General features: G+C 47.2%; 11 protein-coding genes. 6 read left to right on the top strand and 5 right to left on the bottom strand.

The features are described 5' to 3' along the window. The first annotated feature begins 152 nt into the window (after positions 1–152). From ACYIA1_RS15225 to ACYIA1_RS15210, 4 genes are all read left to right on the top strand, one after another. Positions 153–1,520 carry a sigma-54-dependent transcriptional regulator gene (locus tag ACYIA1_RS15225; protein ID WP_008778028.1) on the top strand — a complete coding sequence of 456 codons (1,368 nt, stop codon included), beginning with the start codon at positions 153–155 and terminating at the stop codon, positions 1,518–1,520. Beyond that, complete coding sequence (locus tag ACYIA1_RS15220) at positions 1,517–2,785, top strand: sensor histidine kinase (RefSeq protein ID WP_005864013.1); 1,269 nt, start codon at positions 1,517–1,519, stop codon at positions 2,783–2,785. The genes ACYIA1_RS15225 and ACYIA1_RS15220 overlap by 4 nt, the downstream gene beginning before the upstream one ends. 251 nt (positions 2,786–3,036) lie before the next feature. Then, positions 3,037–4,875: a right-handed parallel beta-helix repeat-containing protein gene (locus tag ACYIA1_RS15215; RefSeq protein WP_480335741.1), complete on the top strand. Its 1,839-nt coding sequence runs from the start codon at positions 3,037–3,039 to the stop codon at positions 4,873–4,875. Beyond that, a complete protein-coding gene (locus ACYIA1_RS15210) occupies positions 4,865–5,650 on the top strand; it encodes a phosphatase PAP2 family protein (RefSeq protein ID WP_008781033.1) in 786 nt (261 codons plus the stop codon). Before ACYIA1_RS15215 ends, ACYIA1_RS15210 begins: the two co-directional genes overlap by 11 nt. Positions 5,651–5,679: 29 nt before the next feature. Here ACYIA1_RS15210 and ACYIA1_RS15205 read toward each other — a convergent pair whose 3' ends face one another. Beyond that, complete coding sequence (locus ACYIA1_RS15205) at positions 5,680–7,197, bottom strand: GH3 auxin-responsive promoter family protein (protein ID WP_005864020.1); 1,518 nt, start codon at positions 7,195–7,197, stop codon at positions 5,680–5,682. 80 nt (positions 7,198–7,277) lie between these two features. On the opposite strand from ACYIA1_RS15205, the gene ACYIA1_RS15200 reads away from it, so the two are divergent. Further along, positions 7,278–8,291, top strand: coding sequence for an ATP-dependent 6-phosphofructokinase (locus tag ACYIA1_RS15200; protein ID WP_005864022.1), 1,014 nt, complete (start codon positions 7,278–7,280; stop codon positions 8,289–8,291). Positions 8,292–8,355: 64 nt separating this feature from the next. Here ACYIA1_RS15200 and ACYIA1_RS15195 read toward each other — a convergent pair whose 3' ends face one another. The 4 genes from ACYIA1_RS15195 to ACYIA1_RS15180 form a co-directional block, all read right to left on the bottom strand. Next, positions 8,356–10,950 (bottom strand): T9SS type A sorting domain-containing protein, encoded by a 2,595-nt coding sequence (locus tag ACYIA1_RS15195; protein WP_480335738.1) that lies wholly within the window; start codon positions 10,948–10,950, stop codon positions 8,356–8,358. Between the two features lie 81 nt (positions 10,951–11,031). Beyond that, the gene (gene rnc, locus ACYIA1_RS15190) at positions 11,032–11,874 is read right to left on the bottom strand and encodes a ribonuclease III (RefSeq protein ID WP_480335736.1); all 843 of its coding nucleotides are present in this window, start codon (positions 11,872–11,874) and stop codon (positions 11,032–11,034) included. A 1-nt stretch (position 11,875) separates the two neighbouring features. Next, positions 11,876–13,141 (bottom strand): beta-ketoacyl-ACP synthase II, encoded by a 1,266-nt coding sequence (gene fabF / locus ACYIA1_RS15185; RefSeq protein ID WP_005860697.1) that lies wholly within the window; start codon positions 13,139–13,141, stop codon positions 11,876–11,878. 21 nt (positions 13,142–13,162) lie between these two features. Beyond that, positions 13,163–13,399, bottom strand: a complete 237-nt coding sequence (locus ACYIA1_RS15180; protein ID WP_005639879.1) for an acyl carrier protein — start codon at positions 13,397–13,399, stop codon at positions 13,163–13,165. 154 nt (positions 13,400–13,553) lie between these two features. Between ACYIA1_RS15180 and purN the strand changes: the two genes are divergently transcribed. Beyond that, positions 13,554–14,114 (top strand): phosphoribosylglycinamide formyltransferase, encoded by a 561-nt coding sequence (gene purN / locus ACYIA1_RS15175; RefSeq protein ID WP_005860699.1) that lies wholly within the window; start codon positions 13,554–13,556, stop codon positions 14,112–14,114.

Below are 14,114 nucleotides of genomic sequence, written 5' to 3'. Positions count from 1 at the left end.
CTGAATCCGATTCAAATATCATGCCATAAATGTAACGTATTAGAAAATAGAATCATAGAAAAATCTGTATTTCTTCATGTAGTGCGATAGCGTACATTTTTTGTGCGATAATGCACGTACAAGCTGTCTTTATTCCCTTTATCTTTGTCCGTATGGAAGAAAAAGGAAAGATATTGATCATCGACGATAATAAGGATGTGTTGTTCGCATTGAACTTACTGTTGGAGCCGTACATGCAAAAGGTGAAGGTAACGACACAACCGGCACGCATTGAGTATTTCATGCGAACGTTCCAACCGGACGTGGTCTTGCTGGATATGAATTTCCATCGGGATGCCGTGAGCGGGCAGGAGGGTTTTGAGTATTTGGGACAAATCTTGGAGATCGATCCGCAAGCGGTCGTGATCTTCATGACGGCCTATTCGGATATAGAGAAGGCGGTCAAGGCCATTAAGGTAGGAGCTACCGATTTCATCTCCAAGCCGTGGGAAACGGAGAAGTTGCTGGCTACCCTCTCGTCGGGCATTCGATTGAGCCATTCCCGTAAGGAGGTCGGACGTTTGCGGGAGCAGATGAAAGCCATGAAGGCGGACGACACATTGCCGGAATTGATCGGTGAGTCGCCAGCGATGCTGAAGGTAAAGGATACGATCTACAAACTCGTGGAGACTGACGCGAATATATTAATTACCGGCGAGAGCGGTACGGGAAAAGATTTGGTGGCTCGTTTGTTGAGGCATTACTCGCCCCGGCGTGACGATGCTTTCGTGACGATCGATTTGGGAAGCATCCCGGAACAATTATTTGAGAGTGAGTTGTTCGGTTACGAGAAAGGAGCCTTCACGGATGCCCGACGGTCTAAGTCGGGACGGATGGAGATGGCCTCCGGTGGTACGCTCTTTCTGGACGAGATCGGTAACCTGTCCTTGCCGATGCAGTCTAAATTGTTGACGGCTATAGAGAAACGTCATATCACCCGTTTGGGAGCGGTGGAACCGATCTCGATCGATGTTCGTTTGATCTGCGCCACCAACGCCAATCTGCGTCAGCTGGTGGGCGAGGGGAGTTTCCGGCAAGACTTGCTCTATCGGATCAATACCATAGAGATAGCCATACCACCGCTGCGTGAGCGGGGAGAGGATATCTTGATGCTGGCCGATCATTTCCAGAGGCTGTATAGCCGGAAATACAAGAAAACGATCAAAGGGTTGAGCCGGGAGGCGGGGAGTAAGCTGATGAAATACCCTTGGCCCGGTAATGTCCGGGAGTTGCAGCATGTTTTGGAGCGAGCCGTGATCTTGAACGAGGGTACGGTGCTGAGACCGGATGATTTCCCTCTCTATACAGCCTCTTACGAGCGGAAGAAGGAGCTGGACCCTGATTTGAATCTGGAACAAGCCGAGCGGAAAATCATTGAGCGAGCCTTGCGGCAAAGCAACGGTAATATGAGCTATGCCGCCGAGCTATTGGGTATCACCCGTTTTTCCTTGTATCGCAAAATAGAGAAGTTCGGCTTATGAGATCGTATGCGTTCACGGTCATCTCGCACATCCTAGGCATCGTATTGTCTACGGGACTCCTGTTCTATTGCGTGCATGAGGAGATTATTTTTTGTCCTACTTTTTGCGGGATCGCGATCTTGTATTTCTCGATTCATCTTTATTTCATACAGATGCGGCAGGTGAAGTATTGGCGTTATGTGGTGGATTGCTTGCGGCAGCAAGACTTGATCCAGATCGTTCGTTCACCTTATGAGGATAAGGTGATGCGGGAGTTGGCGGACGATTTGTCCGAGGCCCTGCGATCCTTGCGTGGCCGATTGATGGACGAGGAGGTGAGGCGGCAGTATTTTGAGAGTCTGTTGAATAAGGTGGACACTGCCGTACTCGTTACTGACAGGGAAGGGGCTATTGAGTGGAAGAACCGGGCCGCCGACGCGTTGCTGGATACGAGGTGTCGGTTACCCAATGAGTTCTTGGAGGCTATCAAGGCGGGGAAGACGGTGGTGCGTTACGGAAAACCATCCGTTCCGCAAGATTGGGCGATCGATGCCACTCGTATCGACTTGCGAGGTTGCGAGCGTTGGATCGTCAGCTTGAAGAACATCCATTCTACCTTGGAGCGGAATGAGATGGAGGCTTGGCAGAAATTGATCCGTGTCTTGACGCACGAGATCATGAACTCCATCACACCCGTTATCTCGTTGTCCGAGACCTTGAGCAAACGTTGTAAAGCAGATCCGGATGATGTCCGGAATCGTTCGTATATCCAGCATGGGGTGAATGTCATCCATCGCCGGAGTAAAGGGTTGCTGGATTTCGTTGAGAATTACCGGAGATTGACCCGGATCGCCTCTCCGGTAAAGACCCGTATCTTAGTGAAAGATTTCTTTTCGGATTTAAGGCGTTTGTGCCCTGAGCCTTCTATCCGTTTCCGCTTGCCGGACGAGCCTCTGGAATGGTTCGCGGATCGGGCGCAGATGGAGCAGGTCTTCTTGAACTTACTGAAGAATGCTTGTGAGGCTTGTGCGGAAAAGCCAAACCCCGAGATTATCGTGGCGGCTCAGCGGGAGGGAAACGAACTCGTCTTTACCGTGCGAGACAACGGTATCGGTGTCTTACCCGAGGTTATCGACCGGGTTTTTGTACCTTTCTTTACCACCAAGCCCTCCGGCTCGGGTATCGGTTTAAGCATCTGTAAGCAAATAATCACCTTGCATGGCGGCCATATCTCGGTAGAATCCGAGAATGGAAAGGGTAGCTGTTTCTTTTTGTACTTTAATTGATTATCAGCCTATTGCAGTTTTTCTAAATTTCTTATACGGAAAACTTTAGTTTCTTCAAGGAAAAACTTTCGTTTCTATATAGGGAAACAAAAGTTTCTTACTGAGGAAACTTTTGTTTTATTAGGAGAAAACTCAGGCTGCTATTATAGGAGATTCGTGATAGGATTCATGAGACGGAAAGTTATTGTCTGTTTTTAGTGCGCTTACCCTGTAAAATACATACCTTCGCGGATATATTTAATTGATTTTCTATGAAATGGTATCTATGGGGGGCAGTTGTCCTGCTTTATTCCCTGTTTGGAAGCGCTTGTTCTACGGAACGGAGGTATGATTTGTCGGCTTATGGTTTATCCCCGGTCGAGAATGTGGATAATGCGCCCGCTATGGCGAGGGCATTGGAGCAGATACGGGAGAAATGCGAGGAAAACCAGACAATTGTGGTGACCTTGCCTAAGGGCCGCTATGAGTTTTATCCCGATAGCGCGGCGGAGCGTGTCTATTTCATCTCGAATCATGATCAAATGAATCCGAAGAAAGTAGGTTTGCCTTTCGAGGGGATGAAGAATATGGTGTTCGACGGGCAAGGCTCGGAGTTAATCTTCCACGGCAGGATGTTGCCGGTCTCTTTGCTGGATTCGAGGAATTGTGTCTTGAAGAATTTCAGTATAGACTTCAAGCATCCTCAGATTTCACAGGTAAAAGTGGTGGAGAACGATACGCTGAAAGGCGGGATCACCTTCGAGGTGGCTCCATGGGTACGCTATGAGATACGGGATAGCGTGTTTGTAGCGAAGGGAGAAGGCTGGGAGTTGACTCCCGGTTCCGGTATCGCCTTCGAGGGAGATACACGTCATTTGGTGTATAATACAAGCGATATCCCGGTAGGCGTGCGGGGCTTGATCGAGGTTTCTCCAAGGCTGATAAAGTCTCCCCGTTGGAAAGACAGCCGTTTGGTGCCCGGTACGGTGATCGCCATGCGTTCTTGGGAACGTCCGGCTCCCGGTGTCTTCCTGTATCATGACGTGAATACGACTCTGGAGAATATCAAGGTTCATTATGCCGAGGGAATGGGTCTCTTGGCGCAAGTGAGCGAGAATATCACGCTGGATGGTTTCTCCGTTTGCTTGAAAGGGGCGGACGATCCGCGGTATTTCACGACACAGGCGGACGCTACCCATTTCTCGGCCTGCAAGGGAGCGATCCTCTCCAAGAATGGCTTGTACGAAGGGATGATGGACGACGCTATCAATGTGCATGGAACTTACCTGAAAGTGGTGAGACGAGTGAATGACTCGACCTTGGTAGGCCGGTATATGCACCCGCAATCGTATGGTTTCGAATGGGGAAGGGTAGGGGATTCCGTGCAGTTCATCCATTCGAGCACCATGGAATTGATAGGGGCGAGAAACCGGATTACCGCTATCAAGGCAGTTGATCAACCGGATTACCGAGGGGCGAAGGAGTTCGAGATCCGGTTTGAGAATACGGTGAATCCTTCGATCCATGAGGGAAGCGGCTTCGGCATAGAGAATCTGGAGTGGACGCCGACGGTCCTATTCTCGGATAACGTGATCCGGAATAACCGTGCCCGTGGTTCCTTGTTCAGCACGCCTCGGCAAACGGTCGTAGAGAATAATGTTTTCGATCATACCTCGGGGACGGCGATCCTGCTGTGCGGTGATTGCAACGGCTGGTTCGAGACCGGCGCTTGCCGGAACGTGTTGATCCGTAAGAATAAGTTTATCAACTCCTTGACGAATATGTTCCAATTTACGAACGCTATTATCTCTATTTATCCCGAAATCCCGGATTTAGCGTCGCAAAGGAAATATTTCCATAGTGATATCGTGATCGACGCGAACGAGTTTATTACGTTCGATAGGCCATTGGTATACGCCAAGTCCGTGGACGGGTTGGTCTTCACGAATAATATTGTCAAACAAAATAAGGAATACCCAGCCTTCCATTGGAATAACCATCGTTTCTATTTCCAGCGGGTGATCCATTCGAAAATAGAGAACAACTATTTTGATGAAGGGTTTATCCGGGAGAGGGATGTCTTAGAGGAAAATAACGGATATGATATATAGGAAATTAATCGTCTTGGCAAGCCTTTTGATAGGCTTCGTAAACATTGCGTTCGCCGGCGTTGGTGATCTCGATACGTTAAACGTACGTTCTCAAGCCCCTGTCAAGGAGAGAATGCCTGTCGTCGCCTATAAGTTTAACCCGAAAAGCTTGATTCTTCCGGCCTCATTGATAACGGTGGGAGCCGTAGGCACGGCGATCGACGGGATGAATGACTTTCACCTGTTTTCCCGGAAAGATTCCGTGAAGCAAATCCATATCGACAATTACTTGGAGTGGGGAATGCTGGGTTGGGTATTTGTCTGCGACCTTATGGGAACAGAGAAGCATAACTGGGTGGACCAACTTTGCTTGGTCGCTTTAGCGGAAGGGATGAACGGATTGATGGTGCATGGGCTGAAGAACTGGGTAAACGAGCCTCGCCCGGACGGGGCGCCTTATTCGTTTCCTTCCGGACATACCTCGAATGCTTTCTTAGGGGCGCATATGGCTTATAAGGAATTTAAGGATAGCTCACCTATACTCGCTTACTCGGGTTATGCGATAGCGGCGTTCGTGGCGGGTTCCCGCTTATACAATAACAGGCATTGGGTGGCGGATGTAGTAGCCGGCGCAGGTTTCGGGATCTTGTCGGTAGAGTTATCGTATCTGATCTATTTCCCGATTCGTAACGCTATCGCCCGGCGGATCAATCGAAATGTGAAGAACTGCCCGATCGTGGCCGCTCCGGTATTCAGTTCGAATATGGCGGGATTCTATCTGACTTATCAATTTTAATGCGTCTTATGAATAAAGAGCATACCGGCTTATAGAGACTGGTTAATGCGCAAAAGCTCCTCTATATGCGTGCGGTCGTTGCTGAGGCGTGGGATCTTGTGCTGCCCGCCTAATTTGCCTTTCTGCTTGAGCCATTCATAGAAAGCACCGTCGTGGGCGATAACGATTTCCAGCGGTTGAAGGGAGATCTCTTTATACCGCTTCGCCTCATAGTCCGAGTTCAGCTTTTGTAAGTTCTGATCTAATAAAGTGGCGAATTCATCGAGAGATTCCGGTTTCTTGTCAAACTCGATAAACCATTGGTGCCGTCCTTTCGCCTTATCCAGCATAAAAAGTGGGGCGGCGGTATATTCTTTTACTTTCGCCCCGGTTCGTAGGCAAGTCATGGCGATCGCCTTATCGGCGTTATCCACCATTAGCTCCTCGCCGAAGGCGTTGATAAAGTGCTTGGTACGTCCGGAGATAACGAATTTATGAGGGAATAACGAGGTGAAACGTACCGTATCCCCGATCTGATAGCGCCATAATCCTCCCGAGGTCGTGATCACCATCGCATAGTTTTTCCCGGTCTCTACCGATTCCAGCGGTAACACGGTCGGATGGGCGCTACCCACCTCGTTCATCGGGATGAACTCATAGAAAATACCGTAATCCGGCATCATAAGCAAACTGGGGTCTGTCGGATCGTCTTGCAGCCCGAAGAAGCCCTCGGATGCGTTATAGGTCTCCATATAATGCATCTTATTCGATGGAATCAAGGTTTTATATTGCTCCCGGTAAGGCTCGAAACTGATTCCCCCATGGAAGAAGACCTCCAGATTAGGCCATACGTCCGTAAGATATTCCCTACCCGTTTTTTTCAATACGGCCTTGATCAAGACCAACATCCAAGAAGGAACACCGGATAGGCTGTTTACATCCTTATTCCAAGTGTTCTCCACGATCGCCTTGATCTTGCTTTCCCATTCATCCATTAGGATAATGGGTTTCTTGGGGACGCGTATTAAATTGACGAGCGGATTGAGATTTTGAAGTAATACGGCGGATAAGTCGCCTTGATGAGCCTCGGAGTTTAGCGGGGAAGGGCTATGGCTGCCGCCTAATATCAAGCCTTTCTTGGAGAAGAAACGGCTTTCCGGGTTGTTCCGCAGATAAATGGCCACGCAATCGAAGCCTCCTTTATAGTGGCAACCCTTTAATATCTCGGGGGTGACGGGCAGGAATTTACTTTTGTCGTTCGTGGTCCCGCTACTCTTAGCGTACCACCGCACCACCGAAGGCCAGAGAATATTCCTTTCTCCGTTTATCATTCGGGTGACATACGGCTTTATCTCGTCATAAGTCTGTAAGGGAAGACGTTGGCAGAAGTCAGAATAAGAGCGAATGCTTTTATAATCATATTTGAGTCCCCATTCCGTCTTGCGTGCCGTCGAAAGCAGAGCATGCAGCTGTTTGCGCTGGATATGGTCTATATCCTGCCCAAATCGTCCGATCTCCGTTTGTCGATGGCGGAAAAGGAGCGAAATCGTCTGTGTTAAAATATCCATGCTCTTTTTATTTGTTCGAGTGCAAATGTAGGCATTCTCTTTTTATTTATATCTTTGCTAGGTACTAAATTAACGTTACGATGAAAATAGGGATTCTCTCATCGGGTGGCGATTGCCCCGGTATCAACGCTACGATCCGTGGTGTTGGCAAGACCGCTATCATGCATTACGGCATGGAAGTGATAGGTATTCATAGCGGTTTTATAGGTCTTTTGAATAAAGACGTCCAAGTTTTCGATGAACGGAGCTTATCCGGCATATTAAATTTAGGGGGAACCATTTTAGGAACGTCCAGAGAGAAGCCTTTCCGTAAGCTCTTGGCCTCGGGAGATTCGGAAAAGCCGGAGATCATTAAGAAAAATTATGAGGAGCTGGGGCTGGACTGCTTGGTTTGTATCGGAGGAAACGGTACGCAGAAGACGGCCAATCTGTTATCTCAGATCGGATTGAACGTGATAGGCGTTCCCAAGACAATCGATAATGACATATGGGGTACGGATATTACGTTCGGTTTTAATACCGCCGTGAATATCGCCACGGAATCTATAGACCGTCTTCATTCTACGGCTAGTTCACATAAGCGGGTGATGGTCGTGGAGGTGATGGGCCATCATGCCGGATGGATCGCCTTGTATGCCGGGATGGCTGGAGGTGCCGACGTGATCTTACTTCCGGAATTGGGATACGATATCGATAAGGTGAACGAGGCGATCTTGGATCGGGCTCGCAGGGGCAAACCTTATTCCATCGTTGTAGTAGCCGAGGGTATCGAGACTCCGGATAAAAAGCGTCCTTCTGATTATATTACCCGGGCTATCGAGGCGGGAACGGGTATCGAGACCCGGGATACCGTATTGGGATACACCCAACGGGGTGGAAACCCCTCTCCGTTCGACCGTAACCTTGCGACTCGCTTGGGAGGCCATGCCACGGAACTGATCGCTAATGGTGAATTCGGACGTATGGTTTGTATGAAAGGAGATAGGGTAGAATCCATTCCCTTGTTAGAAGTAGCGGGAAAACTAAAATTAGTGACACCGGATCATGATTTGATCGTACAAGGAAAACGGATGGGGGTAACATTCGGGAAATAAAATAAAAAAGGTTGTGCGTTCTCTGACACACAACCTTTTTTACTTTATACTAGTAGGCGGCCGTTTATTTCTTAATACCTTGAACGGTTTGGCTTCCCTTTTCGGTAGTCAAGCGGAAGATATACATTCCAGTGGCAAAATCACCCGTGCTGAGACTGCTTCCCGGTTGCGGGACGCTACGTATCAACTTTCCATCGGCCCTGTAGATCTCAAGCGATTTCAGTTGTTGATAATTCTGGATCTGTACTTCATTCGAGAAGATACGTGGTTGAATATCTACTTCTTCGCCTGTTGGCTTCAGTTCGTTACCTACGCTCGTTTCCGGAATTACCGTAACCGGGGCGCTCTCATCGGTACCATAAAGTGCCGTTACTTGGAGCAGAGGGGTACTTGTTGTCAGATTTTTCACCGTATAATTCCGTTGAGAAACAGGTAATGTCGTCAGTTCTCGGGTATCTTGATATACCTTATAACCGGTCAGCTCCGGAAAAGCCGTGATCAACTCTGCTTCTTGCGCATCAGAGGCGATAGCCAGTTTCCGGAATGATAATCGGCCCGTTCTCATGGGTTGCGGTTTCTCCGAGAAAGTGCTCGTGGAGAATACGGAACTTGAGGGGAGCTCACCTTCTTCCGCGCTTATTACGATCGATAACACAACATTGGCATCTAGCTCATCATCTGAGAATGTTTCCCATTTTTTTCCGTCCAAAGAGTATAAATTCCCTTTTCCGTCGACTGCGGGGCCTTCATCGGAGCATGCCGGGTATGTGTTATTGGCATAGCTTATCACATGAATGGCTACCAGTAAATCCAGCTTCGCGTCGATTACGAATGGTGTTTTAAGTGTGACCGAATTTATTTTACCTGATTTCAGTTGAGTGAAACTCTCTTCATACTCCCGGTTTCCCTGTTTGATATAGACTCCATAAGTGACTCCTTCCTGCGGATAGAAATTAACCTTCCGGATCGTTTTTTTATGCACCGGTTGTAGATCTTTCGTATCCCATTTCTGAGCGAAATAGAATGGATCTCCTCCGAGACCGAACTGTTGATAACGATCTTGTGATCCCCAACCAGCTATTTTTTCGAGGACTGGGGCATTCCATGTCAGTTGAATCTCATCCGTGGAGATCTGTTTGTATTTCAAATCAGTCGGACCTTCATACTCGTTTCCGAGCGTTTTCCCATCCTGCGTCATTCCCTGCAACGAGGTGACGCCCGTTCCGAGTGGATCTAGCCAGACATCCATCCGGGCTGTATCATTATCACTGTATTTATTCCAGTGATAATACAATTTACCGTATAAATTCAATCCTTCGGGCAGTTCGCAACTGGAGCTTCCACCGCTCAGCGTACCTATAATCAAGCCTTTGCTATTAAATAAAGGCGAGCCGGAAGATCCTCCCTCGGTCACCCCGTGTCCGTTTAGCGTGGCATCGAAAGTCGCGTTCCAATGAGCGTTCGTGGCCCCGGTTTTCCCAACATCACTATTACGCCATGTAATCGATTCTGTCGGATAATTTCCATAGGTGGAGATTTTCATATAATCGCCGGAAGGATGATGGATGCCTACGCCCGAGAGTGAAAGCATATTTGAACGATCCCATCCGTTAAAGAATACATTATAATCGTCGGGGATCTCGTCGTTAAGCAACAGCAACAGTCCGTCGGAACCGTTTTCGACAGGGGTGGAGGCTTTCCGTGTACATCCTACCATGGTTTTTATCGGATAAATGGGTGACTCATTATCGCAGCCCACATGTTCTTGGTGGAAATAAAACAACCAGACCGCTAATTCCTCGGGAGTAACCGTCTGTTCGCCCAGTATATCTTGCGAACAATGGAAGGCGGATAATACATAAGGCTTTTTGTCACGGGCCGTATTATTTACCAGAGAAGCCGTACAAATATAGCTTCCTCCTTCTCCCTCTTTATTACGGATGTATTGAATCATTTGTATCACCCCCTTCTTTTGCTCCTGCCAATCGGCTCCCTCCTCGCAATTGATATTCACTTCGCAAGCTTCTGAATAGCCGGCTCCCGGCGCTTCCTGTACTTCTGGCATGATCGCTTCAAGATGATTATACCCGTAACCGACCTCCCGGATGCGTAGTCGAGGTGTCTCGCCGGATGGTGCAGGTACATATTCGAGGATCACTTCATCGCCTGCTACGGCTTGGGTTGCGAACGGTCCGTTTTTAGGATGCGTACGATGCGTATAGGCACCCAATACTTGGGTTTTCGCTGCGTTATACAGGTATAACCGGGCACCTTTGGGTATATAAAAATCGGAGTAATACAGGATCAAGGCGATCGCTCCTTTCGCTTGAAGGTGAAGTTGCCATACTTGGCTACCGTCAGGTAGTGAAATCCAATCGCCGCTATTGGCGATGTCGAAGCTGGTTGGAATCGACTTGGCTACACGCAACGGAGCGCCTTGGCTGACCCTCCACGCATCGACCGCCTTGAGGTCTTCCACACTGAAATTCACTGGAACTTGTTCTGCTAGCTTTTCACTTCGAAGTGAACCTGCGAATTGAAAGCTGGGGGGGAGTCCTCCTTCGCTGATCTGCGCCAACGAACTTGAAATCGAGAAATAACCGATATATAATATGCCGGTTATTAATATTCGGAGAAGTTTACTGTACTGGTTTTTCATACATACAACTTTATATGAGCTTATTCTTATATAACTAAGAACTTGGGTATATCAAACGATATACCCAAGTTCTGCTATTTATCATACAGTTTCTTCCTCTGGGAGGTCAGAAAACTCTTTTTCATCGGTTAGTTCACCCGTCTTCTTTTTCTTTGTGGCAGAGATACGTTGCTGGAGTTCTTTGTCTGTCCGCAATCTTTTGAACGCCATTTTAGAAGCCGCTTGCTGGGATTCTTTTTTGGAGTAACCGATACCTATGCCAATTTGCTCGCCGAGCAATTTAATCGCGCTTTGGAATACAGGATTCCCATCATGATCCGTAAAAGACTCTATTAGATCGAACGAGATCGATATTTTGTTCTTTTGGCTCCATTCAATCAAGTTTGACTTGAAATTTATCTCTTTCCGGACGAGCGTATCTACATCGATATACTTTTCTATCATCACGTCACGGATAAACTTATAACAAACGTCATAACCTTGATCCAGATAAATAGCGCCGATCAAAGCCTCGAGCGCATTACCATACATATGATTGTTATGAGAGTTTATCTTGGTTGAATAGACTACCATTTGATCGAGGCCGAGTTGTACGGCGACCTTATTCATCGTTTCCCGTTGTACGATCTTGGAGCGTGTGTTTGTCAAAAAGCCTTCCCGCTTATTCGGGTAGCGCTTATAGACAATATCGGCGACCGCCGCATCCAAAATGCCATCTCCTAAAAATTCAAGACGCTCATTGTTAAGCCATTTACCATCATCCGTCTCTACCGATGATGATTTATGCAACAAGGCCTGCTCGTAAATCTGGAGATTATCCGGATAAAAACCTAGAATCTTTGATAAAGACAAATAAGGCTCCCTACCTTTATTATGCAGGAGCCTTATTCTTTTATGTAGCTGTTTGTATAGCTTTCTAAACACGTTATTTCACGAATTTTTTAACAATGGCGCAAGCGTTGTGTCCACCGAAACCAAACGTATTCGATAAAGCGGCTTTCACTTCTCTCTTTTGAGCCTTATTGAATGTGAAATTCAGTTTATAATCTATTTCAGGATCATCGTCGCCTTCCGCATGGTTAATGGTCGGCGGGATAATACCATCGTTTATAGCCATAATACACAGGATCGCCTCTACCGCTCCGGCAGCACCAAGCAAGTGACCGGTCATTGACTTTGTAGAACTGATATTCAGTTGATAAGCATGTTCTCCGAACACATCTTTGATCGCCTTAACCTCTGAGATATCGCCTACGGGAGTCGATGTTCCATGAACATTGATGTAATCAATATCTTCCGGAGTCATTCCCGCGTCTTCCAATGCGTTGCGCATAACCAGCTTCGCTCCTAAACCATCCGGATGAGAAGCGGTCAAGTGATAAGCATCGGCAGACATTCCGGTTCCAGCGATCTCGCAATATATTTTAGCGCCACGAGCCAATGCGTGCTCCATTTCTTCCAATACCAAGCAAGCTCCACCTTCACCCATCACGAATCCGTCACGGCTAGCGCTGAACGGGCGAGATGCGGTCTCGGGAGAATCATTACGTGTCGATAACGCATTCATGGAGTTGAATCCACCTACACCCGATTCAGAAACAGCAGCTTCCGCTCCACCGGTGATGATGACGTTAGCCTTGCCTAAACGGATATAATTGAATGCGTCACTGATAGCGTTTGTAGAAGATGCACAAGCTGAGACGGTCGCAAAGTTCGGGCCGTGGAATCCATAAAGCATGGAAATATGTCCAGCCGCGATATCCGAGATCATTTTCGGGATGAAGAACGGGTTAAACTTCGGACCGATCGTATCCTTGATCTTCGCATAACTCAATACTTCCTCGTCGAATGTCTTGATACCACCGATACCTGAAGCGAAAATAACGCCGATACGGTTCTTATCTTCGTTATCCAAGTCCATTGCCGCGTCCTCGATCGCTTGTTTCGCCGCGTCGATTGCGAATAAGCTATAACGATCACACTTGCGGGCTTCCTTACGATCCATAACTTTCAACGGATCGAAGCCTTTAACTTCGCATGCAAATTGTGTCTTGAATTTGGATGCATCAAACTGAGTAATAGGTCCAGCGCCACTTTTTCCATTGATAATACCTTCCCATGTTTCGGGGAGGGTATTACCAAGAGGAGTAATAGCTCCAAGACCTGTTACTACAACTCTTTTTAATTCCATACCTTTAGTTAAAAGGATTGATTACTTCGCGTTAGCCTCGATGTAAGCGATAGCGTCACCTACAGTTGTAATCTTTTCTGCTTGATCGTCAGGAATTGAGATACCGAATTCTTTTTCGAACTCCATAATCAATTCTACAGTGTCAAGAGAGTCTGCTCCTAAATCGTTAGTAAAGCTTGCTTCGTTTGTAACTTCTGTTTCTTCAACACTTAACTTGTCAACGATGATAGCTTTTACTCTTTCAGCAACTTCAGACATAACTTTTTCAATTTAGATTAATAAATACGAATATACTTTTTAAATTTGCAGTGCAAAGAAAAGAATTTTTTATGTTACAAAGCAAATTTAATAAGCTAAAAATGCGGAAAACTGCACATTTTTTCTTTTCTTGTGCATTTAAACATCTAAAAATATGAAAAACATAGCGATTTTTGCTTCCGGATCTGGTACGAATGCCGAGAACATCGCCCGATATTTTGCTAACAGTGAAAACGTTAATGTTGCGGTTGTTTTATCAAATAATCGTAATGTTGGCGTGCATGGGCGGGTAAATAAGTTGGGCGTACCTTCTTTCGTGTTTTCACGGGAGGAATTTATTGCCGGTGTGCCGATCTTGGAAAAGTTGGCGGAATATGATGTCTGCCTTATCGTGTTGGCCGGTTTTATGAATAAGATCTCAGACGTGATTCTTCAGGCTTTTCCCGGTAAGATCGTGAACATCCATCCCGCATTACTCCCTAAATATGGCGGCAAGGGGATGTATGGCATGCATGTGCATGAGGCGGTCGTGAAGGCTGGTGAGCGGGAGTCGGGTATTACTATACATTATATTAATGAGCATTATGATGAGGGCGCTATCATCTTCCAGGCTTCTTGTCCGGTATTACCTTCGGATACGCCGGAGGAGGTAGCCTCGAAAGTGCATGCCCTGGAGTATGCGCATTATCCTCATGTGATCGAAAGTTTACTGTAA

The organism is Parabacteroides sp. KHUB-02 (assembly GCF_056640955.1).
Note: the sequence above shows the minus strand (reverse complement) of the source record. Positions and strands in the feature narration are given on the sequence as shown.